The organism is Saccharopolyspora pogona (assembly GCF_014697215.1).
Lineage (GTDB): Bacteria > Actinomycetota > Actinomycetes > Mycobacteriales > Pseudonocardiaceae > Saccharopolyspora > Saccharopolyspora hattusasensis.
The window spans coordinates 704,932-729,600 of the sequence record NZ_CP031142.1 but is presented as its reverse complement, the minus strand read 5'-3'; the positions used below and the strand labels follow the sequence as shown (position 1 = coordinate 729,600).

The window sequence follows — 24,669 nt, the reverse complement described above, 5'->3', positions numbered from 1 at the left end:
GCAGGCGACGTGCTCCACAGCTGGCGGCCCGATGGCGGAACCCGCTGCTGCGTCGTGTTCGTAGCGTCATTTCAGGCCGGATCTCACGAACGCGTTCACGATGTGCCGTTGCAGCACCAGGTAGAGCGCGAACACCGGAAGGCAGGTCAGTCCCGCGGTGGCCATCAGCGGCCCCCACTCGTTGCCCTCGGTGCCGAGGAAGCTGCGCAGGCCGAGCTGCACCACCGCGTTGCTGCGCTGCAGCACCATGGCCGGCCAGAAGTACTCGTTCCACGCCGTGATGACCAGCAGGATGCCCAACGCCGCAAGCACCGGGCGCAGCGAGGGCACCACAACCGTCCACAATGAACTCCAAGATGACCGGCCGTCCATCCGGGCCGCGTCGAGCAGCTCCTTCGGGAAGTTCTTGAGGTGCTCCCGCAGCAGCAGCACGCCCAATGCCGAGCACAGCGTCGGGATGATCACCCCGGCCAGCGTCTCCAACAGGCCCAACCGGGCCAGCAGCACGTAGTTGGGCAGCATCGTCGCTTGGAACGGCACCAGCCAGGTGCCCACGAACATCAGATGCAGCAACCGCTGGAACGGGAACGACCAGGCCGCGAAGGCATAAGCGGCGAGCAGCGCGATCAGCAGCTGCCCCAGCGCGCTGAGCACGGCCACGATCGCGGTGTTCAGCAGCATCCCGGCGAGGTCGATCTTGCCGAGCGCGTCGGCGTAATTGCCGGTGGACAGCGGCCACGGCAACACCGACAGCTGGTAGACATCACCGGGAGCGCGCAACGACGTGGCGTAGAGCCAGTAGATCGGGAACACGCAGAACAGGCCGAGCAACCCGAGGGCGGAGTGGCCCAGGGCCCGCTGCGCCGGGCTGCGCGCGCCGACCGGCTCGTCGTTCGCGCTGCGTTCAGTCGTCATGATGGCTCAACCGATCCGCCAGGCTCGCCAGCAATGCGGCGAGCACGATGAATCCCAGGAAGAAGACGATCCCGGCCGCTGCGGCCAACCCCGCGTCGTGGCTGCGGAACCCGTATTCCCACAACAGGTAGTAGACGTTGGTGGTGGAGCCGACCGGGCCTCCTTGGGTGAGGGTGTCGATCAGCGGGAAGGTCCACTGCGCGGACAGCAACACCGTCATCAGCACCAGGAAGGCCAGCGTCGGCGAGAGCAGCGGCAGTGTGACCCACCGCGTGATCTGGCCGCGCGAGGCTCCGTCGACCTGCGCGGCCGCCGCGTAGTCCGGGTTGATCCCGGTCAGCCCGGCGGAGACGACGAGCGCGGCGAACCCGACCAAGTGCCACCCGGTGATCACGATGATGACCAACTGCGCGGTCCCGGTGGTGTTGATCCAGTTCAGCTCGGTTCCGAGCAGCCGGTTGACAACACCGGCGGTCGGATCGAGCAACCACTGCCAGACCGCGGCCCCCGCGACCGGCGCGACGAGCATCGGCGCGAACACCAGGCCGCGGTAGACAGCCGCGGCGCGGCCGCGCACATGGCGGGTCAGCAGCCCCACGACGGTCGGGATCAGCACGGTGAACGGCAGCATCCCGGCGATCACCACGAAAGTGCGCAGCACCGACTCGCCCAGCTCCGGCGTGGTCAGCAGGCGAACGTAGTTCGCGAACCCGACTTCCCGCATGGGTGAGGTCGGCACGAGGTTCCAGGAGTGAACCGACAGGTACGCCGTCTGCGCGAGCGGCTGGTAGGTCCACAAGACGAGCAGCGCGACGGCAGGCGCCAAGTAGAGGTACGGCGGTGCGATCCGCCGCACCCGGCTCCACGCCGACCGGCGTGCGGCGGGCGCAGCCTCCGTGCCCGCCGCACTCGGGGAGGGGACCTCCACGAAAGTGCCGGTCACCAGGCCCCCACCACTTCGTGGACCATCCGCAGGCGCTCGGCCGCGTCCACGTCGTAGACCTGGTCGGCCGTGGACAGCGGGACCGCGGTGGCCACGATCTGGTCGCCGAACACGTCGATGCGGCTGAACCCCGCGTCCGCTCCGGCGCGCAGCCGGCCCTTTGGCGGGACCGCGGCCACGCCGTAGGCGAGTGCTGGGCCCACCCAAACCGGGATTCCGGCCAGCGCACCGCACCCGGTGTGGTGCGCGTGCCCGCTCACGATCAGCCTCACGTCGGTGCCCCTGAGCACCTCTGCCAGCCGGTCCGCGCCGCGTAACCGGAGCAGGTGCACCGTCGGCACCGGCGAGGGCAGTGGCGGGTGGTGGCTGATCAGGACGGTGCCCCGGGGGCCGAGGTGGCCAGCACGCGGGCCAGCCAGTCCAGTTGCGCGTCCGACAGGTGACCGTCGTGGTGGCCGGGCTCAGTGCTGTCCATCGTCACCACCCGAAGGCCGTCCACCGTGGACACCGAGTCGCAATCGCCCGTCGCGGGTTGCTCGTCGAGCAGCTCGGCGCGGAATGCCGCGCGCTCGTCGTGGTTTCCCATCGCATAGACGATTTCGGCGCCGATCCGGCGTGCGGCAGGTGCGACGATGCTGCGCAGCCTGCGGTAGGCCGCCGGGTCTCCGTCGTCGGCGAGGTCACCCGTGAGCAGCAGCGCCGCCACGTCGGCCTCGGAGTTCTCGACCATCTCGACGGCCGTGGTCAGGTTCGCCGTCGTGTCGACGACACCGTGCATCAAGCCGTCCGCCGGCCGCAGGTGGGTGTCGCTGAGCTGCACGAGCGTGAGGTCTGGTCGGGTCACCTGCCACCACCCGGCAGCAGCTTGGACACCTCGGCCTGCTTGGCTTGCAGCGTTGTCGCGGCGTCCGCGCCTTGGAACACCGAGCTCTCGACTGCCTCCATCATGCCGTCGCGGATCTGCAGGTAATTGGGCCCGGGCATGGACACCCACGGCTCCATGTGGGCCAGTTGCGTCAGGTTCGGCTTCAGGTAGGGGTTCTTGTCGGCCCACGACTTGAGCCCGTTCGGATCGTCGACCAGTCCGGTGCGCAGCGGCAGGTAACCGATCTTGCTCGCGATCTTGGTGTAGGCCTGCTCGCTGGTCAGGAACTTCATCAGCTCCCAGCTGGCCCGCTGCTTCTCGGGCGAGTGCGAGAACACGAACAGCGCCGCGCCCGAGTTGGTCGGTACCGTCGGCTTGCCCTGGAACCCCGGCATCGGGGCCGCTGCCAACCGCCATTTCCCAGCGGCGCCCTTGAGGAAGTTGCCCTGCGTGGCGCTGGATTCGAGGATCATGCCCAACTCTCCGCGGGCGAAGGCGTCCACCGCCTGCGTCTGGGTGCGGTTGGGCATCGCGCCGGAGCGCACCATGTTCTGCATGCTCTGCACGGCCTCGACCGCGGGCGCCTCGGCGAAGGAGAGGGAACCCCGGTCCTGGGCGATCACCCGGCCACCGTTGGAACGCACGAGCGCCTGGAAGCACCAGTCCTTGGACGCCTTGGTCATGCAGTCGACGTAGGCACCGTCCTTGCCGGTGCGCTCCTTGACCGCCAGTGCCGCCCGCTGCACCTCGTCCCAGGTCGCCGGCGGTCTTGCCGGGTCCAGCCCGGCGGCGGCGAAGAGGTCCTGGTTGATGTAGAGCGTCGGGGTGGAGAAGACGAACGGAACGCCGTAGGTCTTGCCGTTCCAGTCGCCGAGTGTCCGCGCGGTCGGGGCGTACGGGTGTCGCGATCCGTCGAAGTTCCGCTGCACCTCGTCCTTTCCGACCAGGTCGTCCAGCGGCGCGGCACCGAGCTGGTTGACGGCGAAGTCCAGGTCGCTGAAGCCGAGCTGCGCCACGTCCGGCGGATTGCCCGCGGTCAGCTGGCTCTGCAGGCTGGGAATCGTGTCCGTGGCCGGGTTCGAGCTGTTGCCCTGCGGTTTCTGCGCGGTCACCGTGATGTTCGGATGGGTCTTCTCGAACTCGTCGATCAGCTCGTTGAAGGTGTCGGTCCAGGCGCCGGCCTGGCCGAAGTTGTAGCTCTCGAAGACGATCGAGACCTTCTGGTCGGGGGCCAGCTCCGGAACCCGGCCCACCGCCGCCGGGGTGTCGGTGGTGCCGAGCCCGCAGCCAGCGGCGACCAGCGTGAGAGCCGTCGCCGCGCACGCCGCGACGAGGGACTTCTTCATCGGATTCTCCTTGTTCTGATGGGAAATCAAACGCCTGCGGCGACCGGAGCAGGCCGCCAGGCCAGCCTGCGGCCGCTGCCGGGGTCGAAGAGGTGCAGGTGTTGGGGGCGGGTGGCCAGGTTCACCCGGTCGCCAGGCCGCAGGCCGAGCGGACGGGGTCCGCGCACGCAGATCGGGCTGGCGCCGGCCTCACAGAGGGCGACTTCCTCGCTGCCGAGGTTCTCCACCGCGGTGACCGCTGCGCGGATGCCGGCTTCCTCCAACCCGGCCGGGCGGAGGTGCTCGGGCCGCACACCGAGTACCACCTCGCGCTCGGGCATTTCGCCCTCGATGCCCAACCCGAGCTCGACGCCGTTTGCCCGAGCCGTGAGAGCGCCGCCTTCGGCACGCACGGTGACGTCCAGCAGGTTCATGGCAGGCGAGCCCAGGAACCGGGCGACGAACACCGAGGCCGGTTCGTCGTAGACCTCCTCAGGGGTGCCGACCTGTTCCAGCTTTCCCCGGTCGAGCAAGGCGATCCGGGTTGCCATGGTCATCGCCTCGACCTGGTCATGGGTGACGTAGACCATCGTCGCGCCCAACCGCCTGTGCAGTGCGGAGATCTCCGCACGGGTGCTCGCCCGCAGCTTGGCATCCAAATTGGACAGCGGCTCGTCCATCAGGAACGCGCCTGGGTCGCGGACCAACGCCCGGCCCAACGCCACCCGTTGCCGCTGGCCACCGGAGAGTTCGCGCGGCTTGCGGTCGAGCAGCTCCACTAGGTCGAGGGTGGCGGCCACCTCGGCGACCTTCGCGCGGATGTCGGCCCGGGACCAGCGCCGGGTCCGCAGCGGGAAGCCGATGTTGCGGGCCACGGACAGGTGCGGGTAGAGCGCGTAGCTCTGGAAGACCATGGCGAGGTCGCGCTGCTGCGGTGGGACGTCGGTGATGTCGGCGCCCGCGAGCCGCAGCCGTCCCCCAGTCGGCGGCAGCAGCCCGGCGATCATCCGCAACAGCGTGGACTTGCCGCAGCCGCTCGGACCCAGCAGCACCACGAACTCCCCGTCGGCAACATCCAGCCAGACGTCGTTCACGGCGGTGACCGAACCGAATCGGCGGCTCAGACCCTGCAGTTCAATACGGCTCACTGCGCACCTTTCGCCTCTCTCGACGGGCTCCCGCCGAACGCGGCTCAGTGCAACAGCCATTCGTATACGGCAGGTGAACGACCGCTGCCACCCGCCGGACCGGGCGAGCCCCGAAAGCGCCGGTGACCAGGCAAAACACCGCAATCTGCGGAATTCTCCCGCCGGGCGGCGATCAGAGAACGCAATCGGCCGAAACGATCCGCCGCTGGCCACTCGCGGTATCCGCGCCCGCACGCATCTCGCCCGCGGCACGAACGCACACTGCAAGCCGCCCGAGACGGGCGGCAACCGCGAGTTGTGGCCCTGGTCGGCAACGAACACGTCGAAAATGTCCACGTCCGCAGGAACAGCACTCCGACCTACGTCGCGATCATCGTCCTTTTAGATTTTCCGGCAGCTTCCGGCAATGACGGGTTCCGCGTCTCATGCTGATCCGTCGCCCCGGTCACCTGATCCTCCCGATCAGCGAATGGGCCAGGGCGTCGAAGGAAGCGCGGATCTCAACGGGCATCGACAGCGCGGCGAGGCAGTCGTCGACCCCGGCAAGCTGCCTGGCAGCTTCCCGTTCGGCGAACTCACGCCCACCAGCCTGCTCGATGAGCTCCGCCGCTAGTCGCAGGTCGAAGTCGGTGCGCACGCCGCGCCCGAGCAAAGCCCCCAGCCGCGAGCTCGCGGGCACCTCGGCGGTCAGCGCAGCGATCACCGGCAGCGTCCGCTTGGCCTCGCGCAGGTCCCCGAACACCGGCTTGCCGGTGTTCGCTGGATCGCCCCAGATGCCAAGCACGTCATCGGTGCACTGGAAGGCGAGGCCCAGATGGCGCCCGAGCCGGTCGAAGCAGTCCGCAGCCGCAGCGTCGGCACCGCCCAGCAAGACGCCGGCCGAGGCGGAGAAGGCCAGCAGCGCACCGGTTTTGGCTTCGGCCATCGCCTGGTACTCGGCGATGCTCACCGCCTGCTCGCCCGTCCACGGCCGCTCGGTGAACCGAATGTCCTCGACCTGCCCCACGACGACCTCCCGCATGGCGGTGGCAAGGCGCGCAGCTGCCGCAGCGGCGTTGGGGCCGCCTTCGCTGAGCAGGATCCCGAACGCCTCGGAGTGCAGCGCGTCACCGATCAGGATCGCCGCCGGAACCCCGTACTCCTTCCACACGGCCGGCTGACCGCGTCGCAGTTCATCGTTGTCGATGATGTCGTCGTGGATCAGGCTGAAGTTGTGCACGAGTTCAGCGGCGGCAGCCGCGGGCAACGCATCCGTTGCCGCGGCGCCGACCGCCTCCGCCGCGAGCAGGGCCAAGGTGGGCCGGATGGCCTTGCCCCCGGTAAAGGAACCCCCTGCGCGCCAACCGAAGTGGTATCTGCCGATACTCGCCAGCGATGGACCGAGCCGGTCGATGAGATCCCGCAACACCGGTTCGGTAAGCGCGCGAGCACGTCGAATCGCGTTGAGCCCCAGCTCGTGATCACGGCTCGCGGTGGCCGGAAACGTCATCATGATCCGCCTCAATCCTGGTATCGCCCTTGACCCGATCGACGGTATCCAGCCGCGGAGTCCGCCGTATCGGCCGAAGTGGCAGCAAAGATCAACCGATCGACCGAGAGAACGACTTGGCACCTCATACTTTCGGCCCGGTTCAGGTGCGCGAAGGCGGCGATGAGTTCACGATGACCTCGATGTCGGCGTCGAACCTGCCGATGGTGGCGGCCAGGCCGGGCCACGACCACGAGCCCAGGACGAACCGGCAGCGGTCCGGGCCGGGCTCGGATGTGCAACAGCAGCAGGTCGCCCGGGGTGGACACCGACCGGTGACGTGGTCCGACGAACTCCGGCAGCGCGTGCGGCCCGGCAGGTCGGGGACCTGAGTACAACCTGTCCCATGCCGCAGCCCCGATACCCACCACGCAGGCCAGGCCGCCCTACGGGTAACGGAACCGACGGCCGCGGTGTTTCGCGCCTCGGTCCCGCGGAGAACGACCACGTGCATGCGTGCCGGGTCGCCGTCGGGCTGTTCTTCCCGGTGCTCGTCCTGCTGATGTCCGGGCGTCCCGATCTGATCATCTACGCCGTGTTCGGATCGTTCACCGGCATGTACGGCAGGGCCGAATCCCACCTTTCCGCCTCGAACACCAGGCGCACGCGGGCGCTGTGCTGCTCACCGGCGTGGGCATGGGCGTTCTCCTCTCCAGCAGCCACGCCCGCCCGTGGGTGCTGGTGGTGACCGAGGTCGTTTTCGCTTCAGCGGGGTCGCTGGTGGCGGACAGGCTCGGGCTCAGGCCCGCCGGCCCCTTCTTCGGCATCTTCGCGCTGGGCACCACCGGGGCGGTTCCCGCCACCCGGGTCTCGCCCTGGGTTGCATTGTCGATCTGCGCCGCGACGGTGCTGTTATGCCTGCTCGTCAGTTTCGCCAGCGCAAGTCGATCCCGTACCCGCGAACAGATCATCCGCCGGCCCCGTCGAGGTCGGGTGCGGGAGTCACCAGGTCAGTCCGGGCCGAGCTGGGGCTGGCCTGCGTCGTAGACCAGCACGCCCCGGTCGGCGACCAGGCGCGCCTCGGGGCTGGGGCGGTGCGGTCGCACCGTCCCGTCGTGCATCAGGTGGGCGACCTCCACCCCGCGGACCAGGGTCAGGAAGTCGGCGATCATCTTGCGGTGGCAACGCCACCACACCGATTCGGCGCACATCACCGCGGTCGGTTCCGCGGTCGCGTCGGCCAGCAGGTCGTCGATGGCGACCCGGAAACCGCCGGAGCGCATGTACTCGGCGTAACCGCTGAACGGCCGGTTGCGCAGCGCGGTGTCGGGGCTGTCCGGGTGCGCCCGGCGCCACCCACCGAGCCGGGCGTCCCATCGGTAACCGATGTGGGCCTCCGGCAACCACTGCGACATCGCCGACCGCGTCGCATCGGGGTTGTACCGGCTGCCGGGTGCGGTGCGCACGTCGACCAGCAGGTGGACGTCGGCGCCGCGCAGCAGGCCGGTCATGGTCGCCGCGTCGGCGGTGCCGTGTCCGAAGGTCAGCACCCGCATCGGGACCACGTCTGTCGCGGAAGGACCCCAGCGGTCGCCGACGCTGCTGAGGACGCTTCCCGCAGGTGGAAGCGAGCTCTCGCCCAGCGTTTCTCGCGGTCGTTCGGCAATCTCACGACAACCTCCCGTGGCAATTGACGCAGATCCGTCGCATCGCGGCCAGGTCGCCATCCCGCTGCGGTGCAAGACCGAATCCGGATTCGGCTGGGCGCGGTCTACTTGGCTCGTCCACGACGTGGTCAAACGACATTTCCGATCAAGTGATAGGCGATACCTGTCAGACCGGTGCACGGGCTTGTTCGAGCCGCGAAAACTTGGTGACGCCGAACACGCGGGGTCGACGCCGAGCCGCTCGGTTCGTCGCTAGTGTCCTGCGCCGGAGATTCGTTGACAATATGATCGGAGTGACTCCAAGATCTCGTCAGCGCTCTTCGTCCAGATGAACGGCCGGGGATCGTTGTTCCACTCGTCGATCCAGTTGCGGATATCGGCCTCGAGTGCCTGGACGCTGGTGTGCACGCCGCGTTGCAGGAGTTTGGTGGTCAATTCGCCGAACCAGCGTTCGACCTGGTTGATCCAGGACGATCCGGTCGGGATGAAGTGGATTTGGAATCGGGGATGCTTCGCTAGCCATTTCTGGATGATCTCGGTTTTGTGGGTGGCGTAGTTGTCACAAATGACATGGACGCCTAACTCCGCCGGTACGGTTTTGTCGATCTTGGTGAGAAATTTGCGGAACTCGACCGAGCGGTGCCGGCGGTGCAGCGAGGAGATGACCTTGCCGGTGGCGATGTCGAAGGCGGCGAACAGGCTGGTGACGCCGTGACGGACGTAGTCGTGGGTGCGCCGCTCGGGCATGCCGGGCATCATCGGCAACACCGGCTGGGACCTCTCCAGCGCTTGCACCTGGGATTTCTCATCGGTGCACAGAACCACTGCGTTCTCGGGCGGGTTCATATACAGGCCGACGACGTTACGGACCTTCTCGATGAACTGCGGATCGGTAGAGAGCTTGAATGTGTCGGCCAAGTGGGGTTTAAGGTTGAACGCTTTCCAGATCCGTCCCACGGTCGATTTACTCAGCCCGGAACGCTTCGCCATCGATGTACGCGACCAATGCGTCGCGTTGTTCGGTTTCTCTTCCAACGTCGAGACGACCACCTTCTCCACCTGTTCGTCGGTGATCTTCCGCGGCGCGCCTGGGCGATCCTCGTCGACCAACCCCTTCAGTCGTCGCTGGACAAACCGCGACCGCCACTTGCCCACCGTCGGCCGCGACACCCGCAACTTCTCGGCGACATCCACATTGGACAAACCATCGGCGCATGCCAGCACAATCCGACACCGCAACGCCAAAGCCTGCGAACTCTTCGCCCGCCGAGCCCAACGCTGCAACGTCGAACGCTCATCGTCGGTCAGCACCAACTCAGCCTTCGGCCGCCCAGTCCTCGCCATTCCCGCAGTATAGCCATTTCGACCATGAATTTCCGGTGCAGGACACTAGATAAACGGCGCCTATCACTTGATCGCCACTGCTTCTTTGACTTCCCCGCGCGGGCGGCAAAACATCACTTTGCCGCACACCGGAATTCCGGCGGAGAATCCAACCAAGTTGAAGATCCTGCTGCTGCGGCGCGGAAACCGCTCTTGTCCCGACTCCGAACTCCGCTGCTGAGGAACGAGCTTCGTCTAATGTTCGGTGCACCGCAGCGCGGGGAAGAACCGGGAGGTGTGCCATGCCGGCTTGGCGAGTACGCGATTTCCACGACGACGACCTGGACCAGGCGATCCACATCTGGGACCAGAGCAGGGCAGGCGGGGAGCCGGTGTTCTCCGCCGCCGAGGTGGTGTCGATCGCGCGGGCCGGGCATCCGGCCCTGGTCGCGGTGGTGCAGCAGGACGTCGTCGGCATGGCGGCAGCCAAGGTCGAGGGTGACAGGGCCTGGCTGGCGCTGTTCGCCCTCGACGCCCGGTGGCGCAACCGGGGCATCGGCAGCGCGCTACTGGCCGAGTTGGAGAAGAAGCTGCGAGGCCTGGGCGTGCACCGCATCACCAGCCTGGTGTCCGAGGGGGCCGCGGGTTTCCGGGCGATGGTCAACTCCGGCTACCGGCCGCGCACCGACCTGACCTACTTCGAGAAGGTGGAGGAACTCGACCCTGCCGAGTTCGACGTGCTCGAACATCTCGGCGGCACGCTCCTGCCGCCCGGGAGGTGGGACGCGCTGGCGGGCATGCGGCGGGAGAAGGACATCATCGATCGCCGGGTCGTGCTGCCGATCTCCCACCCCGATCGGGCCGAACGCCACGGCGTGCTGCCGCCCAAGGCGATCGTGCTGTTCGGGCCGCCGGGCACCGGCAAGACCAGCTTCGCCAAGGCCATAGCCTCGAGGGTGAACTGGCCGTTCGTCGAACTCTTCCCCTCCCGGCTCGCCGCGTCTTCGCCGGGCGGGCTGGCGGCCTCCCTGCGAGAGGTGTTCTCGGAGCTGGAGGAACTGGACGACCTGGTCCTGTTCATCGACGAGGTCGAAGAGATCGCCGGAACCCGTTCCACACCCGCGGCGGGCCCTGCGCACGGGGTGACCAACGAACTGCTCAAGCTGATCCCGGGCTTCCGCGAACACGACCACCGCCTGCTGGTCTGCGCCACCAACGCGGTGGGCTCGCTGGACCCGGCCTTCCTGCGACCGGGCCGGTTCGACTACATCATCCCGGTGGGGCCGCCGGACCCACCTGCGCGGCGGGCGATCTGGTCGCGCTACCTCGGCCCGGCGCGCGACAACGTCGATCTCGACCTGCTTGTGCAGCGAACCGAACTGTTCACCCCGGCGGACATCGAGTTCGCCGCGCGTCAGGGCGCCCAGGCCGCGTTCGAGCGCGACGTGCTGCACGAGGACCGAGAACTCGCGACGACCGACGAATACCTGAAAGCGATCGCAGACGCACGCCCGACGCTGACAGCCGAGGTCATCGCCGAGTTCGAGAAGGATATCGACACGTACACGAGGCTCTAGCGCAACGCCGGGTTCGCGCCACATCGCGCTGCTGGCGGACCTCATCGCGGCGGCCGCGCGCCCGCACCGCGCTGATCATCATGAGCACCTTCGCGGTACCGGAGGAGCACCAGCACAAGGTGCTGACCTTCGGCATCGCCGGACGCACACCGGAAGCCAGCCGAAAGCAGTCCGGTCCGGTCAGGGGACGAGGACGACCTTGCCGACGACGTGCCCGTTCTCGACCTCGGCGAGCGCCTCGCGAGCTTCGTCCAGCGGACGGATCTGCGCGACGTGCGGGTCCAACGCCTTCGAAGCGACCAGCTGGACGAGACGGGTGAGCACGGCAGTGCTCCGGTCCCGCTCGACCTCCCGGCCACCGAGTTCGCGAACCAGCAGCTTGTCGGCCACCGACAACAGCTGCGGGCGGTCCGCGACCAGACCTGCGACGGTGCGCAGGGCCTCGCCTCCCACGAGGTCGAAGACGGCGTCGACCCCCCTCGGCGCGGCGACGCGCACCCGATCGAGAAGGCCATCACCGTAGGCCACCGGGGTCGCCCCGAACCCGGCGACGAGGTCGTGCTTGGCCGGGCTCGCCACGCCTACGACGTTGATCCCCCGGACCCGCGCGAGCTGCACGACCGGGATCCCGACGCCGCCACCTGCACCGTTGACCAAGAGCGTCGCACCGGCGGGCAGGCCGAGGTTCTCCAGCGCATCGTGCGCGGTGCCGGCCGCGACGGGCAGCACCGCGGCCTCCTCCGGCGACACCGAATCTGGTCGATGCGCCGCGAACGACGCGGTGACCAGCGCCTGCTCCGCCCAGCCGCCGACCATCCCCGGGCAGCCGCCGAACACCTCGTCGCCGACCGAGAACCCTTCCACCCCCGGCCCGAGCTCCGTAACGGTCCCGGCCACTTCACGGCCGAGCACCGCAGGCCCGGATACGCCGTAGGTGCCCTCTCGGAGCCTCCAGTCCCCCGGGTTCACTCCCGCCGCGCGCACCTGGACGAGCAGTTCACCCGGGCCGGGGGCAGGCACCGGGACGTCGAGGAAGGCCTGCTTCTCCGGTCCGCCCGCTTCGGTGAACCCGTACGCCCGCATACCTGCATCCCTTCGCCGTAGCGTTCGAAGTATTAAGAGACCTCTCGGCCAGACGTCAGCGGTCGACGTGGACGACCCGGATGGGCCGACCACGCTGAGCGACCGGTCGAGGCGAGTAGCGCCGACGCGGGCATTGCCCGTCCCGTTCTCGAAGGATGGGACCGTCAGCCCCGGAAGGGTTGCCGCGGCCGGGCCGTCACCTGGGGTCGAGCACGAACACGGGGATCTGCCGGTCGGTCTTCTCCTGGTACTCGGCGTACGACGGGTAAGCCGCGACCGCACGCTCCCACCACCCGGCCCGCTCGGCACCCTCGACCTCGCGAGCGACGTAATTCCTGTTCACGGTCCCGTCCTGCAGCGAGATCTCGGGGTGCGCCTTGATGTTGTAGTACCAGGTGGGGTGCTCCGGTGCGCCGCCCTTCGACGCAACCACGGCATAGCTTCCGCCCTGTTCCACGCGCATCACCGGGGTGTAGCGCAACTTGCCGGTCCGCGCGCCGCGCAGCGTCAGCAGCACGATGGGCGACCCGAGGATCTCGATGCCCTCGGTGGTCCCGGTCTCGAGCACCTTCTTCGTCTGGTTGCGCACCCAGTCCGTCGGGCTGAACTCCGCGTCCTCGCGTGCAGCATCCACTTCGGACGCTCCTTCCGCCGGTGGCCCGTCACCACCCGACGACTGATCAGGCCGGTGAGCCGTTCGATTCTGCCGAGCCCACAATAACTCGCTCCCCACGCCCGAATCATGATCCGAAGCTGCGCCGACTCCGCTGACGGGTGACATACGGCGCCCCGCTTCACCCGCGGTCAGCCTGCCCGGCGATCTTTGCCGCGACTTCGGCGGCTGTACTCCTCCGCACGTCAACGGATGGTGACCGAACGACGTGGCCAGGCCAGCGCCTCGGTCCCGTTCCGCCAGGCGGTCATCCGAGGACGAACGGGAGTTTCGCGGCCAGTTCGCCGAGCTCGGTCTTCTCCGCGTCCGTCGGGGCCCGGCGTCCGGTGCCCACCAGCAGCGCGTCCTTGTCGGACCACGACGCGGGAAACGGCTCCCCGGCGATCTCTTCCAGCATCTCACGGGTGCGAGACAGGCTTTCGGTGGGCGGTTCGGCGGCGTCCGGGAGGTGCGCGATCAGGTCGAGGTGGTGCAAGGTCCATTCCAGGACGTACGCGGAGAGGTAGTCGCCCGCGGTGAGCACCTGGTCCTGGGTGCTGACCCGGACGCCCGGATCCGCGAGCTCGGCGGCGCGACCGGCGGCAGAGCCGACGTCGTCGAGGTGGAACTTCAGCAGCCACGCCTGCTCGTACGCGGCGGCCAGCCGGACGATCAGCGCGTCGAGCGGGTCGTCGCCCGTCGGCGGCGTTTCGGCGACGTTCCAGTAGGTCACCGCGTTCCGGGTCGGCTCCGCATCGGCGGGGGTCACGAGAGTGATCAGGACGTCCTGGGCGTCGATGATGAGGTGGCACACCAGGTCCCGCACGAGCCAGCCGGTGCAGCCGGACGGCAGCTCGAAGTCCTGGTCCCGGAGTTCGGCGACGGCCGCGCGCAACGCCGCCCAAGAGCTCGAGAAGAGATCCACGGCGCCAAGCTAGCAGCGCACGGCCGTGGTGACGACCGCTTTTCGATCTCCGCGAACTAGCTCAGTCAACACTGAAATCATAAAGTTATGAAACATACTTCCTCGCCGGAACCGCACCGGAGCCTCATGTGTCCGCTTGCCGGACAACGCGAGCAACCGCTGAACCTCGCCACCGGCAACGACATCATCGCCTTGCGCCGCGAGCGCGACAGCGGTCAACGGTCTGATGTGGATTCGCACGTCGATCGGGCGGTGCCTTGCGCCGCGCAGCGCACCGGCACCGGCCACGACGGGCCCACCGATGTGATCACTGGACCTCGGCGTCGCAGATCGTGCTAGGCTCGTCAGCGGTCGTTAGTTTCTGGGTACGTGTTCCCGCATGTTCGCAGGATCTTGTGCGGATGTGTTGTTGTCTTCAAATCGATCTGGAGAAAACCGCCATCTGAAGGCCCGGTTCGCCACGCGGTGTGGTGTTCCGTCATCCAGCGCTCGAAGAAGGAGAAACAGCGTGGCACAGGGAACCGTGAAGTGGTTCAACGCGGAAAAGGGCTTCGGCTTCATCGCCCCGAACGACGGTGGCCCGGACGTTTTCGTCCACTACTCCTCCATCGACACCAACGGGTTCCGCAGCCTCGAAGAGAACCAGGCGGTGGAGTACGAGGTCACCCAGGGCGCGAAGGGCCCGCAGGCCAGCGGCGTGCGCCCGCTCTGAGCCTTCCGCTCTTCGCCGGCCCGACCGATCGGAACCCCGGCTGAGCCTCGATGCGGCTCCCCCTCCGGACCAGGAGGGGGAGCCGCGTTGCGCTTCGCGCCAAGAATCCCCCACCCCCGCCGGGGGGCGCGCAGCCCGTAGGTGAGTGTGCCTTGCAGGGCGAGGGCCGTTGCGGTGAGAGTGGCGGCGGTCGCCCCGGCTTCCGCCGTTGGCCAGATGACCACCTGCATCGCCAGTGCTGGGGTCGCTCGCGGTGGCCCGCGGCGAGTGGGCGCGAGCCGGGCGAGTGTCGCTCTAACGGGTTGAGCAACTTGTGACGAGCCGAAGCGGTGACAGGATCACGCGGCATGGATCGATCACACCGCAAGAAGTGGCTCATGCGGCTGCCGATCTGGGGCGCATTCGCCGCGCTGTTCGGGTTGGCCATGTGGTGCAACGTCCGCTTGATGGCGTTGACGTGGACCGGCGGAACCCCGTCGGACTCCGCGGCCGAAACCTGGTACGCCCAGGGCCTGTTCTTGTCCCTGGCGGGATCGGGCTTGTTCTTCTGCCTCGCGCTGTTCTGCGGAGCACCGAGGTCGGCAACGCGGCCCGTCGGCGGTCACGAGCCGAACGCCCTCGGTGGCCAACAGCAGGTCGCCGACCACCCGGCACAACCAGGACAGGAGCTCGGCGACGGCCTCTGGCGCTGAGGGGCCAGGCCGAAGAGGCGACGCGCAGGTTCGGTGATCGGCGTGACCGTCCGGCTAGCCGCCGTTCTGCTCGATCTTGTTCCCAGCGGGCGAGACCACGTACCAGGTGCCACCGTTGGAGTACACGGTGTCACCGTTGGCTTCGCCCGGAACGTCGTCACCTTCGTAGTAGTACAGCGGATGTCCGTTGTAGACGACCTGGGCGCGGCCGTCCGGACGTGTGGCGACGCCGAGCAGAGCGGGGTTCACGCCTGCGCCGGCAGTGGGCGGGCCGGTCGTCGTGAGCGGCGGCCAGGCCGAGGTGCACCCGCCGACGCAGGTCGGCTGCGAGTCCCGGTCGTTGCTGAACAGGTACAAGGTGCGACCGCTGGGGCCGGCGAGCACGGTGCCCAGGTTCGGCACCTCAAGGGTCTGCAGCGCGATGACCTCGTCCGTGACCGGTGGGGCCGTCGTCGGTGGTGGCGGCAGTCCACTTCCGGCACCGTCCGGGTTCTCGCCGGGTGAGCATGCGACCGCGACCAAAGCCATTGCACCACAAGCGAGCCCGCCCCAGCGGAAGCGCGGGCAGATGCTGCTCCGCCCAGTACTGCGGTCTCGAGTCGAACGAGTCATCATGCCCTCTCCTTGGCCGGGACGGCGCCTTTCCGGCGGTCCCAGCTCGACCGTTGCCCCCGCGGAACGGATATCGATGCCAAGGCTGTTGCGGACCTCAGGCAATGGTCGCGCGCGCACTCCTCAATAGCCCCGGGCACGAGCGTGAACCTCACTGGGAACGGCAGCATAGGGCCGTTGGTCCCACAGTGGTCACCGAAGAAAGGTAGCGCGGATGCCCTGTCCTTTAGGGCGGGGAGCAGATGCACGTGGTTGGATTCGCCGTTGAACTATTCCAGCTCGGTTTCGAAGTCGCCGACGCCGAATACCTCCCGCATGATTTCTTCCATGCGGGTCAGGTGTGCGTCGGTGGACACAGGGTGCCGGTACTTCGTGACGAAAGCCAAGTGAGCATGCATCAGGGAAACTCGTGTCTGCCGGTAGAAAACTCGCTGTCGATGGCCGTTAACTCACTGCTACGGTGATCCACATGGCGACGACGGCGAAGACCGGGGAGACCGGGCACGCCCGGTACACCTATCGGCTTCGCTTGTCGTCGGCGTCCCGGCGTGCGCCGCTGGCCGAGTGGGATCGGTGCCGGTGGATATGGAACCAGTGCGTGGCCACTTTCCGTCAGGCGCAGAGGGGCGAGGCTGTCACGCATCAGGTCGATCTCGGGTGCCAGCGCACCATGAGTGCCGCACCGGCGGGAACGTTTTACCGCCAGGCGTTGTCGACGAGGTTGCGCACCATTTGACCGGGTAGCGCGGGATCACCATTCGACCGTGCACCGCACGGGCACCGCGATCCGAAGGCCGCCCGCCAGCAGGCTGGTTGGCAGAAATACGCAATTTTCGCCGACGCGAACGAACACATCACTGCGAAAAGGGCGGCTCGATCGGCATATAGACTGCCCTGGTTGCTCTCCAGCGCTACCGATGTTCGCGCACAGGCCACCGAGCTCGTCGAAGTGGTGCCAGAGCTACCGGCCTCGGCGGTCGGCCACGCGTTGGCCCGTCGACCCGCGTTCACCCAGCGCGCCGCGGTGCTGTCCCCGGCCGCCCTGCCTGCCCTCGCCGCGGGCGAATCCGATCCTCGAGTGATCACCGGCGTCGCCGCTGCCCGGGGGAAGCTCGCCTTTCTGTTCAGCGGGCAGGGCGCGCAACGCCCGGACATGGGTGAGTCCCTGCGTGTCTTCCCGGTGTTCGCCGACGCGTTCGACCACGTCTGCCGCTTCCTCAATCCGTTACTGGACCGCCCGCTGCGTGCAGTGATCACCGGCACCGACCAGTCGCTGCTGGACCGGGCGGACTTCACCCAGGCGGCCCTGTTCGCCTTCGAGGTCGCGTTGTTCCGGCTACTGGAGTCGTGGGGCATGCGACCGGCCTACCTGGCCGGGCACTCGTTCGGCGAACTCGCCGCCGCGCACGTGGCCGGAATGCTGACCATCCGGGACGCCGCCGAACTCGTCGCCGCTCGCGGCGCGCTGATGCGGGATCGCCCCTCCGGCGGTGCGATGGTGTCGGTCGAGGCCGACGAGGGCGAGGTGCTGGCGAGCATCGCGGGCCTGGAGGACCGGCTCGGCGTGGCGGCGGTGAACGCGCGGCGATCGGTCGTGCTGTCCGGTGCCGAACCGGAAGTACTCGCGGTCGCGGCGGATTTCGCCGCGCGGGGCCGGCGGACCAAACGTCTCGGCCTGCGCCACGCGACTCGCTCTCCGCTGGTCGAACCGATGCTGGACGAGTTCCGGGCGGTTGCGGCTCGGCTGTCCTATCAGGACCCGCGGATCCCGGTAGTGTCCGGGCTTACCGGGCGGATCGCCGAACCTGGCACGCTGAGCAATGCCGAGTACTGGGTGCGGCACGTCCGGCAGCCGGTCCGTTTCGCCGACTCTGTCCGGACGCTGGCCGATGCGGGCGTCAGCCTCTTCGCCGACCTGGGGCCCTCCTCGGTGCTTTCCGCGCCCGCGCAGGAAACCACCGATCGCGTGGTCGCCCCGATGGCACCTTCGGTGACCGCGGCCGTGGCCAAGTTGTGGGGTGCACGGGGCCGAGCTGGACCGGGCGGCGATGTACAGCGGCTCGCCGATCCGGACGACGTTGCCGAGCAATGCGACACCACCGAGGAAAACCTCGAGCACCTGCTCAAGCACGTCGGACAGCAGACCGGCACCTCGCCCGGTCTGCCGGATTTCCGCTTCGCCAAGATCTACGTCCGGCACGCGCCCGACATCCCTTATGTGGTCGGGAAATTCCGGAGAGCCTTCGGCGAGAACACCGAGATCCGCGTGCTCAACGTCGACCTCTGCCGCAGTGATCTGCTCCTCGAGGTCGAGGGCGTCGTCGCGATGGCCTGAATCCCCAGCCACCAGTCCGATACCGAACAGGAGAGACCATGAACGAGACCTATGACGTGGTGGTTGCCGGCGGCGGCCGGCAGGCTCGACGGTCACGACGAGGCAATACGTCGTGGACGCCTCGGGAAACACCAGCCGAATCCACACCTCGGCCGGCGGCGACCGGGTCTACGCCGACTTCTTCCACTGTGGACTATCGGTCGCCTGCTGAACCAGGGCAGGACCTCACCTGAGGCGCAGGTCCGGGTTCGTCTCGTCGTGAGGCGGCGTCGTCGGCGAGGGACATCAGAAGTGGGCCCCGCCGTCGATGCGGACCTCGGTGCCGGTGATGAACTTGCCGTCGTCGGAGCCCAGCATGGCGACGACCGACGCGACGGTTTCCGGACCGGCGTAGCCTTCGCCGATGGCCGGGCTCAGCTTCACGAAGAGGGACATGTCGGCGTCGGCGGGCAGGCCCGGGCCAACGCTCGACCGGCTGGCCCCGCTGCCATCGGTCATGCCCGACGAGATGGAGCCGGGCTGCACGGCGGTGAAGCGGATGCCCCGTTTGCCGTACTCGCTTGCGAGGGTGTGCGTCATGGACTGGATGCCGCCCTTGCTCGCCGCGTACGCCGCCATATAGGGGTGAGCGAATGCCGCCGAGGTGGAGCTGAAGTTGACCACGGCAGCGCTGCTTCCCTCCAGCAGTGCCGGAATGGCTTCGCGGATCATCAGGAAAGTGCCGGTCAGGTTGATCGAGATGATCTTGTTGAAGTCGGCGAGGCTCATCTCGTGGCTGTGTGCAGAACGCAGGATCCCCGCCGCGTTGACCAGAACATCGAGGCCACCGAGCACTGAGACGGCCGAGGCGACGGCGTCCCTGACCGACGCTTCGTCGGAGATGTCGAGCACGAGCGTGGTGAGCCGGTCGGCGTCGGTGCCGGCTTTCTGGACGGTGTCCGCCAAGCCCGGCTCGCTGATGTCAGCCGCGACGACGTTGCCGCCTTCCGCAAGCACGCGAAGCACGGTCGCCTGACCGATGCCCGAGCCAGCACCGGTGATGAGCACGCGTCGGCCTTCGTAGCGGTTCATGTTCTCGCTCCATGTCTCCATCGACCTCGTGGTGTCCTAGTACACGATATGCCTTAGTGGCAGATTGCGTCACGTATGCAATTCGCGCCAGGCTGGCGCGAAACGTAAGGTTGACCGGTGCGCCACACTCAGTCACCTCAGCCCCTCTCACTGACCGAGCGCCGCAAGGCGGCCACCCAGCTCGACATCGCGCGCGCCGCCGCCGAACTGTTCGCCGAGCGCGGGTTGGAGGGCACCAGCGCCGAGGAGATCGCCCAGCGAGCAGGTGTCGCGCCTCGCACCTTCTACCGCTACTTCCGCACCAAGCAGGACTCCGTCGCCCCACTCCTCGCGGGCGGCGCGGACCGCTGGCGCGCTCTGCTGGCCGACGCCGAACCTGGATCCGACCTGCCCACCGCCCTGGAATCCGCGATCGAGCAGGCCCTCTCCGCACCTGACGAGGAAGCGCTCGAAAGGCTCCGCTGGACGCACGGGCTGCTGCGGGTCGCGGCTCACGACCCGGCGCTGCGAGCCGTCTGGTACGTCGTCAACCAGGAATCCGAGGAGAAGCTGCGACCCGTGCTCGCGGCGCTGACCGGGGCCGAGGCCGACTCCGTGGAGGTACGCCTGATCGCCGCGGCCGCGACCGATGCCATCCGCATCTCGCTCGAAGCGTGGGCGCAGGCGGAGGCGAAGACCGAGGGACCGGGCTCGCCGACGGCGCTGGCCACGCGCTGCCTGCGCGAGTTCATGAGAGGCATCCGATCGCTGATCGCGAACGACGGCTGACGCGGTGTCCACAGCGCACAGTTGTCGCCAGGTCCGGCCGACGCGCACGCCCCGATCTTCGGCCGGACCGTCCCGGGTTCGCTCCAGGGTTCGGTCCAGAGCAGCGTCCAACTCGGCCTTGCGGCTTGGCACCAATTCTGACAGCGCGGCATGCACCGCCGATGCGAGCGCCGCCTGCTCGTACTCGTGTGGTTGCCCTACGCCGAGCTTGGGGCGCACGGCGCGGGCCGCCGCGAGCCAGGGGATGTCAACGTGCGGTTCTTCGTGACCTGCGCCGATGCCGGGATGTCCGCGGCGTTCACGGTCTCGGTGGTCGTGTCGTACCAGTCCAATGCGGCATCCGATGCCGACTGCCCAGGGGCGTGGGTCACCGCGGCCGTCGTGCCGACCGCTACCGACATGACGACCACGGCGGTGTTGACCGCTGTCCGGGAAGCACGTCCTCGCGTGAACAGGCCCTTACGCATGCACAGCTCCCTCTCCGTTGTTGCGCCTCGCAACCAGGTACGACGGCAGCAGCGCGCAGGTTCAATGGCAATTCCCCAACGTCACGTTGTGCTCATGCGCGAATTGACATCCTCTCTGTCCTAGAGGACGGAGATTCTTTCCACGCTGCGTGTGGACCGCGCGGCGTCCGGGTGGGTTACCGCTTCCCTGCGCGCCGCCCGGACGAGTCCCGGTCTTACGTGCGCTCCACGGTCGTTTCCGTTGTCCGCCTGCCCGGCGGCCAACACGTTCTTCGCTGCGTTCACGTCCCGGTCGTGGTGACTGCCGCACGGGCAGTCCCACGATCGGACGGTGAGGGCCATCTTGTCGTTGATGCGCCCGCAGGCCGAACACATCCGGGTGGACGGGAAGTACCGGTCCACCCGGCCGAACGTCCGCCCATACCGGGCGGCCTTGTACTCCACCATGCTGGTGAAGCCGGCCCACCCGGCGTCGTGCACCGACTTCGCCAGTCTCGTCCGGCCGAGACCGACGACGCACAGGTCCTCGACGTACACCGCTTGGTTCTCGCGGATGATGGTCGTGGACGGTTTGTGCTGCCAGTCCCGCCGGGTGTCGGCCACCCGTGCGTGAGCGCGAGCCACCTTGGTCACGGCCTTCTTGCGGTTGGCCGAGCCCTTCTGCTTGCGCGAGAGGTCCTGCTGCAACCGCTTGAGCTTGCGGGCCGCGCGGCGCAGGAACTTCGGGGCGGCGACCTTCGTGCCGTCCGACAGCACCGCGAAGTGGGTCAGGCCCAGGTCGATGCCCACCTCGGAGTCCACCGGCGGCAACGTTTCGTCCTCGCCTGTCTGTACGACGAACGATGCGAAGTACCGGCCCGTCGTGAAGCAGTACATCGAGCAGCAGAACCGTCCGGCTTAAGGCACTGCTCGGGCCTTGACGGCCCTCCCAGCGGTAGCGGTCTGCGCAGCGCGGATCGACACTGGCAGGACGACTCGGATCTGTGCGGCCCGCGTTGTCGAGATGTGTACGAGCTGACGAGGAGGCGGTCGCGGTGGCCGAGAAGGGACCTGGACGGCGCGGGGAGCAGGAAGCCGCGAGCACGGGGGCGAGCTGGACAACCACGCCCAGCAAACCGGCATCGACCGGCGAAGTCGTGCAGCCCTCGATGGGACGTACCACCGTCGCGGCGCTGGTGGTGCAGAAGATCGCCGCGATCGCGACCCTGGAAGTCACCGGTGTCGCCGCGCTCGGGGCCGGCATAGCGCGGGCGTTCGGGGCGTTGCGGGAACGCATTCCCGGTGCCAGTGCCTCGCAGACCACCGGGGTGGCCGTCGAAGTCGGCGAACGGCAGGCCGCGATCGACTTGGCGATCACCGCTGAGTACGGCGTCGCGCAGGTAGAGGTGGCGCGGATGGTGCGCCGCAACGTCATCAAGGCCGTCCAGCGCATGACCGGCCTTGAGGTCGTGGCGGTCAACATCACCGTCGAAGACGTCCGCCTGCCCGAGGACGGCGAGCAAACCCAGGTCACGCGAGTCGAGTAAGCACCCCGCAGCGAGGCCGGGTGCACCTACGGGAAGACGATCCGCCTCAGGGTTTCTCGCAGCTGGACCACGGCCTCGGCGCACCTACGCCCCGGAGTCCGAAGGCTTGGGCGCAGCACTCGTCGCACCCGCTGTCCGGATCCGCGAACTGACCCTCGACTCGATGCGGAGTCCGGAGCTCGCCGGCTATGTCGTCTCGACGCTGCCCAGGATCAATGCCGCCCATCCGCAGTTGCGCTACGGCGACTTCCTCATCGAGGAGGCGCTGGAACAGCTGCCGGTGCCGGCCGACCGCTGCTTCGACACCTGTAACAACTTACATCGATAGTGCTTCGCGCACCTCGCTGATCGTGGCGGCAACTGCCTCGAAGCCCTTACTCCAGGGCGGCATGATGATTATTTCGTGGAAGCCAAGGTTCGCTGCGGTGCGGGCTGCATCGGGCAGCAGCTTCGCCTGATCGTCATCGTGGGGCACGATTCCTGCCACGAGACGAAGGGGTGGCAATTCCACCGGGCGGGGCTGCTCGCGCAGGTATCCAAGAAGGTTCCGCAGTTCATCTGGGGTTGGATGGTCAGCGTAGACACAAGCCCACCAGCCGTCACCGAACCTGGCCGCACGGCGCAACGCGGGTCGGCTCATGCCACCGACCCACAGCGGTACTCCTGGTTGCGCGGGACGCGGGTAGAGCAGCACACGGGATGGCACTGTGATCTGGTCGCCACTGAACTCCGGAGGACGCCCACTCCACGCGGAACGCAGCACCTGAAGGATCTCATCAGTCCGGACGCCGCGGGTGGCGAAGTCGTATCCGAGCGCCTCGAACTCCTCGCGATACCAGCCTGCCCCTACCCCGAGGACCATCCGGCCCCCGCTGAGTGTGTCGAGTGTGGCAACGGTCTTCGCGAGTTGCAGGACGTTGCGTTGCGCCGCGACGATCATGGCGCCGATGCGGCAGCGGGAGGTTACTGCCGCAATAGCGGCGCAGCAGGTCAATGCCTCGTGGATATCGGCGTTCTGGGGCCACGGGGGGCGGTCTCCGTCCGCGAGATGAAAGCCGTCAGCCTCGTGGTCGAGCATGAGCAGGTGATCTGATGCGTACAGGCCAACAGCTCCGGCCTGCTCAGCCGCCTGGGCCATTGCGGTCAGTCCCAGTCGCTGCGTGAGTTCACCAACTGTCGGCAGCAGCACACCCGGGCCGAGTGGTGAGGCTGATGGTCGCACGAACGTCATGACCGTCCTCCGCCTTGCGCGTGCTGGTGTGATGTGTGGCCGTGGCGTGGCGGCATGGGAGTCAGGTGAGCTCCGGCGATTGACGAACCTGAGACCACCGCACAGGCATCCGGTCGCGTTTGGAGACTATTACCGTCGGCACGAAGGTGGCCGGGTCGTCCGGGTCTGTGGATAGGCCAGGAAGCCTTTCTAGAAGGGTGCGGACACCAAGAGTGGCCTGCAGGCGCGCCAGTGGGCTACCAGGGCAGGCGTGCGGACCACGGCCGAAAGAGAGATGGTCCGTCGGCCGAGGCCGCCGGATGTCGTACACCTCCGGATCGTCATAGTGCGCCGGGTCGTTCGAAGCCCCGGCCAGTGCGAACCACGCGGTGTCACCCTTGCGGATCAGCGCACCGCAGATCTCTAAATCCCGCACAGCGGCCCGGGCCGCGAACGTGGCAGGTGGGTGTCGGCGTAGGGACTCCTCAGCGACATTCGGCCACAGACCGGGGTCGCGGCGTAATTCCTCCCGCAACGCGGGAAACTCCGACAGGTGCGCCAACATGCTCGCCATGAGTTGCGCGGTGGTGTCGTGCCCGGTGAAGGCGAGTTCGGTCACGATCAGGGCCACCCGTTCCCGATCGAGCAGACGTGCCGCCGGGGCGCGATCATCGGTTGCGGTGGCCAAGAGGGAGATCACGTCGTCTCCAGGGTTGGTGGCCCGTTCATCGGCGATGCGGCGGAAGTACTCCTGTCCTTCGATGTATTCCTCCCAGACCTCGCTCAGCTCCGGTTCGTCCAGTGGCACATGTGCACTGGCTAGGACACGGATCGCGGCGTCGCCGAGCCTGCGGACCCGATCTGCGTCGTTATCCGGCAAGCCGAGGAGTCCGAGGAGGGTGTGCATGGTCAGGGGAGCACAGTAAGCCTGCAGCAGGTCCGCCTTGCCCTCGGCCTCGAAACCGTCGATGAGCTTGTGTGCCCGGGTCATGATCCGCTCTTCGAACAAACGTAGCCTGGGCTTGGAGAAACCTTCCTGCAGGACCCTTTTCGGTGCGGTGAGGGCGGGCGGGTCCAGAGCAGGCAGGATGTGGTTCAACAAGGACGCGGGGAAACGTTCGGCAAACCTTTCCGGGACGGTCACCGCGTCCCGGTTGGAGGTCTGGAAGCTGTCCTGGTCATTGAGATAGCGAAAGACGTCCTGGTAACGCGTGATGATCCACACGTTCAGCGGCGCGTACCAGAAGACCGGCCTCTCGTGCCGAGCCGAGACGTATGCGGAGGAGGGGGCACGAAGCGCGGCCGGGTCCAAGAGATCGAATCCGATCGGCGCAACAGGGCAACGATCCTCCGCAGGCAAGCTGTTCATCGAAAACTCCATGCGT

Annotated in this window: 28 protein-coding genes; 8 read left to right on the top strand and 20 right to left on the bottom strand. The window is 67.7% G+C overall.

The features are described 5' to 3' along the window. Nucleotides 1-66: 66 nt before the first annotated feature. The 8 genes from DL519_RS02875 to DL519_RS49645 all read right to left on the bottom strand — a co-directional run bounded on the left by DL519_RS02875 (nt 67) and on the right by DL519_RS49645 (nt 7,092). Nucleotides 67-915: a carbohydrate ABC transporter permease gene (locus DL519_RS02875; protein WP_190812766.1), complete on the bottom strand. Its 849-nt coding sequence runs from the start codon at nt 913-915 to the stop codon at nt 67-69. After that, complete coding sequence (locus DL519_RS02870) at nt 905-1,858, bottom strand: carbohydrate ABC transporter permease (RefSeq protein ID WP_190812765.1); 954 nt, start codon at nt 1,856-1,858, stop codon at nt 905-907. The genes DL519_RS02875 and DL519_RS02870 overlap by 11 nt, the downstream gene beginning before the upstream one ends. Next, complete coding sequence (locus tag DL519_RS45475) at nt 1,855-2,190, bottom strand: metallophosphoesterase family protein (RefSeq protein ID WP_223838383.1); 336 nt, start codon at nt 2,188-2,190, stop codon at nt 1,855-1,857. The genes DL519_RS02870 and DL519_RS45475 overlap by 4 nt, the downstream gene beginning before the upstream one ends. Nucleotides 2,191-2,228: 38 nt before the next feature. Beyond that, nucleotides 2,229-2,702 carry a metallophosphoesterase gene (locus tag DL519_RS45470; protein WP_223838382.1) on the bottom strand — a complete coding sequence of 158 codons (474 nt, stop codon included), beginning with the start codon at nt 2,700-2,702 and terminating at the stop codon, nt 2,229-2,231. After that, a complete protein-coding gene (locus DL519_RS02860; protein WP_190812764.1) occupies nt 2,699-4,069 on the bottom strand; it encodes an ABC transporter substrate-binding protein in 1,371 nt (456 codons plus the stop codon). Before DL519_RS02860 ends, DL519_RS45470 begins: the two co-directional genes overlap by 4 nt. Before the next feature lie 26 nt (nt 4,070-4,095). Continuing rightward, the gene (locus tag DL519_RS02855; protein ID WP_190812763.1) at nt 4,096-5,196 is read right to left on the bottom strand and encodes an ABC transporter ATP-binding protein; all 1,101 of its coding nucleotides are present in this window, start codon (nt 5,194-5,196) and stop codon (nt 4,096-4,098) included. A 445-nt stretch (nt 5,197-5,641) separates the two neighbouring features. After that, nucleotides 5,642-6,688: a polyprenyl synthetase family protein gene (locus tag DL519_RS02850; protein WP_190812762.1), complete on the bottom strand. Its 1,047-nt coding sequence runs from the start codon at nt 6,686-6,688 to the stop codon at nt 5,642-5,644. Nucleotides 6,689-6,696: 8 nt separating this feature from the next. Next, a complete protein-coding gene (locus tag DL519_RS49645; protein WP_397545035.1) occupies nt 6,697-7,092 on the bottom strand; it encodes a Dyp-type peroxidase domain-containing protein in 396 nt (131 codons plus the stop codon). Between the two features lie 80 nt (nt 7,093-7,172). Here DL519_RS49645 and DL519_RS02840 point away from each other — a divergent pair, with 80 nt between their 5' ends. Further along, the gene (locus DL519_RS02840; RefSeq protein WP_190812761.1) at nt 7,173-7,412 is read left to right on the top strand and encodes a hypothetical protein; all 240 of its coding nucleotides are present in this window, start codon (nt 7,173-7,175) and stop codon (nt 7,410-7,412) included. Between the two features lie 262 nt (nt 7,413-7,674). On the opposite strand, the gene DL519_RS02835 is transcribed toward DL519_RS02840, so the two are convergent. After that, nucleotides 7,675-8,220 carry a DUF488 domain-containing protein gene (locus DL519_RS02835; RefSeq protein WP_190812760.1) on the bottom strand — a complete coding sequence of 182 codons (546 nt, stop codon included), beginning with the start codon at nt 8,218-8,220 and terminating at the stop codon, nt 7,675-7,677. A gap of 363 nt (nt 8,221-8,583) precedes the next feature. Next, nucleotides 8,584-9,675 (bottom strand): IS630 family transposase, encoded by a 1,092-nt coding sequence (locus DL519_RS02830; RefSeq protein WP_190812759.1) that lies wholly within the window; start codon nt 9,673-9,675, stop codon nt 8,584-8,586. Between the two features lie 281 nt (nt 9,676-9,956). On the opposite strand from DL519_RS02830, the gene DL519_RS02825 reads away from it, so the two are divergent. Beyond that, on the top strand, nt 9,957-11,231 hold the full coding sequence (locus tag DL519_RS02825) for an ATP-binding protein (protein ID WP_190812758.1): 1,275 nt from the start codon (nt 9,957-9,959) through the stop codon (nt 11,229-11,231). A gap of 180 nt (nt 11,232-11,411) precedes the next feature. On the opposite strand, the gene DL519_RS02820 is transcribed toward DL519_RS02825, so the two are convergent. From DL519_RS02820 to DL519_RS02810, 3 genes are all read right to left on the bottom strand, one after another. After that, nucleotides 11,412-12,314 (bottom strand): NADP-dependent oxidoreductase, encoded by a 903-nt coding sequence (locus DL519_RS02820; RefSeq protein ID WP_190812757.1) that lies wholly within the window; start codon nt 12,312-12,314, stop codon nt 11,412-11,414. Nucleotides 12,315-12,510: 196 nt separating this feature from the next. Continuing rightward, nucleotides 12,511-12,948 carry a nitroreductase family deazaflavin-dependent oxidoreductase gene (locus tag DL519_RS02815; protein WP_190812756.1) on the bottom strand — a complete coding sequence of 146 codons (438 nt, stop codon included), beginning with the start codon at nt 12,946-12,948 and terminating at the stop codon, nt 12,511-12,513. A gap of 286 nt (nt 12,949-13,234) precedes the next feature. Beyond that, complete coding sequence (locus DL519_RS02810; RefSeq protein WP_190812755.1) at nt 13,235-13,891, bottom strand: maleylpyruvate isomerase N-terminal domain-containing protein; 657 nt, start codon at nt 13,889-13,891, stop codon at nt 13,235-13,237. 508 nt (nt 13,892-14,399) lie between these two features. On the opposite strand from DL519_RS02810, the gene DL519_RS02805 reads away from it, so the two are divergent. Further along, nucleotides 14,400-14,603 (top strand): cold-shock protein, encoded by a 204-nt coding sequence (locus DL519_RS02805; RefSeq protein ID WP_168588124.1) that lies wholly within the window; start codon nt 14,400-14,402, stop codon nt 14,601-14,603. Between the two features lie 347 nt (nt 14,604-14,950). Further along, nucleotides 14,951-15,295, top strand: a complete 345-nt coding sequence (locus tag DL519_RS02800; RefSeq protein WP_190812754.1) for a hypothetical protein — start codon at nt 14,951-14,953, stop codon at nt 15,293-15,295. Nucleotides 15,296-15,349: 54 nt separating this feature from the next. Here DL519_RS02800 and DL519_RS02795 read toward each other — a convergent pair whose 3' ends face one another. Both DL519_RS02795 and DL519_RS02790 read right to left on the bottom strand, forming a co-directional pair. After that, nucleotides 15,350-15,910 carry a COG4315 family predicted lipoprotein gene (locus tag DL519_RS02795; protein WP_223838380.1) on the bottom strand — a complete coding sequence of 187 codons (561 nt, stop codon included), beginning with the start codon at nt 15,908-15,910 and terminating at the stop codon, nt 15,350-15,352. Between the two features lie 266 nt (nt 15,911-16,176). Then, nucleotides 16,177-16,305, bottom strand: a complete 129-nt coding sequence (locus DL519_RS02790; protein ID WP_190812753.1) for a transposase — start codon at nt 16,303-16,305, stop codon at nt 16,177-16,179. A 500-nt stretch (nt 16,306-16,805) separates the two neighbouring features. Between DL519_RS02790 and DL519_RS02785 the strand changes: the two genes are divergently transcribed. Further along, on the top strand, nt 16,806-18,242 hold the full coding sequence (locus DL519_RS02785) for an acyltransferase domain-containing protein (RefSeq protein WP_190812752.1): 1,437 nt from the start codon (nt 16,806-16,808) through the stop codon (nt 18,240-18,242). Nucleotides 18,243-18,527: 285 nt separating this feature from the next. On the opposite strand, the gene DL519_RS02780 is transcribed toward DL519_RS02785, so the two are convergent. Then, on the bottom strand, nt 18,528-19,313 hold the full coding sequence (locus DL519_RS02780) for an SDR family NAD(P)-dependent oxidoreductase (RefSeq protein ID WP_190812751.1): 786 nt from the start codon (nt 19,311-19,313) through the stop codon (nt 18,528-18,530). A 117-nt stretch (nt 19,314-19,430) separates the two neighbouring features. Between DL519_RS02780 and DL519_RS02775 the strand changes: the two genes are divergently transcribed. Continuing rightward, complete coding sequence (locus DL519_RS02775) at nt 19,431-20,081, top strand: TetR family transcriptional regulator (protein WP_190812750.1); 651 nt, start codon at nt 19,431-19,433, stop codon at nt 20,079-20,081. A 197-nt stretch (nt 20,082-20,278) separates the two neighbouring features. On the opposite strand, the gene DL519_RS02770 is transcribed toward DL519_RS02775, so the two are convergent. Next, a complete protein-coding gene (locus tag DL519_RS02770; protein ID WP_190812749.1) occupies nt 20,279-20,548 on the bottom strand; it encodes a hypothetical protein in 270 nt (89 codons plus the stop codon). Between the two features lie 120 nt (nt 20,549-20,668). Next, nucleotides 20,669-21,424 carry an RNA-guided endonuclease InsQ/TnpB family protein gene (locus DL519_RS02765; RefSeq protein WP_223838379.1) on the bottom strand — a complete coding sequence of 252 codons (756 nt, stop codon included), beginning with the start codon at nt 21,422-21,424 and terminating at the stop codon, nt 20,669-20,671. Nucleotides 21,425-21,582: 158 nt separating this feature from the next. On the opposite strand from DL519_RS02765, the gene DL519_RS02760 reads away from it, so the two are divergent. Further along, nucleotides 21,583-22,074: an Asp23/Gls24 family envelope stress response protein gene (locus DL519_RS02760; RefSeq protein ID WP_190812748.1), complete on the top strand. Its 492-nt coding sequence runs from the start codon at nt 21,583-21,585 to the stop codon at nt 22,072-22,074. Between the two features lie 106 nt (nt 22,075-22,180). After that, entirely contained in the window at nt 22,181-22,402 is a 222-nt protein-coding gene (locus DL519_RS02755) for a hypothetical protein (protein WP_190812747.1), read from the top strand. Here the strand turns inward: DL519_RS02755 and DL519_RS02750 are convergent. Further along, the gene (locus tag DL519_RS02750; protein ID WP_190812746.1) at nt 22,391-23,305 is read right to left on the bottom strand and encodes a TIGR03619 family F420-dependent LLM class oxidoreductase; all 915 of its coding nucleotides are present in this window, start codon (nt 23,303-23,305) and stop codon (nt 22,391-22,393) included. The genes DL519_RS02755 and DL519_RS02750 overlap by 12 nt on opposite strands. A gap of 61 nt (nt 23,306-23,366) precedes the next feature. Continuing rightward, nucleotides 23,367-24,653, bottom strand: coding sequence for a cytochrome P450 (locus tag DL519_RS02745; RefSeq protein ID WP_190812745.1), 1,287 nt, complete (start codon nt 24,651-24,653; stop codon nt 23,367-23,369). Between the last annotated feature and the right edge of the window lie 16 nt (nt 24,654-24,669).

Bases quoted from the DNA above. Each gene is read 5' to 3' on its own strand.
- DL519_RS02770 (WP_190812749.1), bottom strand. From the start codon at position 20,548: ATGCGTAAGGGCCTGTTCACGCGAGGACGTGCTTCCCGGACAGCGGTC.
- DL519_RS02745 (WP_190812745.1), bottom strand. From the start codon at position 24,653: ATGAACAGCTTGCCTGCGGAGGATCGTTGCCCTGTTGCGCCGATCGGA.
- DL519_RS02820 (WP_190812757.1), bottom strand. From the start codon at position 12,314: ATGCGGGCGTACGGGTTCACCGAAGCGGGCGGACCGGAGAAGCAGGCC.
- DL519_RS02850 (WP_190812762.1), bottom strand. From the start codon at position 6,688: ATGATGACGTTTCCGGCCACCGCGAGCCGTGATCACGAGCTGGGGCTC.
- DL519_RS02835 (WP_190812760.1), bottom strand. From the start codon at position 8,220: ATGCGGGTGCTGACCTTCGGACACGGCACCGCCGACGCGGCGACCATG.
- DL519_RS02750 (WP_190812746.1), bottom strand. From the start codon at position 23,305: ATGACGTTCGTGCGACCATCAGCCTCACCACTCGGCCCGGGTGTGCTG.
- DL519_RS02830 (WP_190812759.1), bottom strand. From the start codon at position 9,675: ATGGCGAGGACTGGGCGGCCGAAGGCTGAGTTGGTGCTGACCGACGAT.
- DL519_RS02780 (WP_190812751.1), bottom strand. From the start codon at position 19,313: ATGAACCGCTACGAAGGCCGACGCGTGCTCATCACCGGTGCTGGCTCG.
- DL519_RS02800 (WP_190812754.1), top strand. From the start codon at position 14,951: ATGGATCGATCACACCGCAAGAAGTGGCTCATGCGGCTGCCGATCTGG.
- DL519_RS02765 (WP_223838379.1), bottom strand. From the start codon at position 21,424: ATGTACTGCTTCACGACGGGCCGGTACTTCGCATCGTTCGTCGTACAG.
- DL519_RS02795 (WP_223838380.1), bottom strand. From the start codon at position 15,910: ATGATGACTCGTTCGACTCGAGACCGCAGTACTGGGCGGAGCAGCATC.
- DL519_RS02875 (WP_190812766.1), bottom strand. From the start codon at position 915: ATGACGACTGAACGCAGCGCGAACGACGAGCCGGTCGGCGCGCGCAGC.
- DL519_RS02825 (WP_190812758.1), top strand. From the start codon at position 9,957: ATGCCGGCTTGGCGAGTACGCGATTTCCACGACGACGACCTGGACCAG.
- DL519_RS02860 (WP_190812764.1), bottom strand. From the start codon at position 4,069: ATGAAGAAGTCCCTCGTCGCGGCGTGCGCGGCGACGGCTCTCACGCTG.
- DL519_RS02790 (WP_190812753.1), bottom strand. From the start codon at position 16,305: ATGCATGCTCACTTGGCTTTCGTCACGAAGTACCGGCACCCTGTGTCC.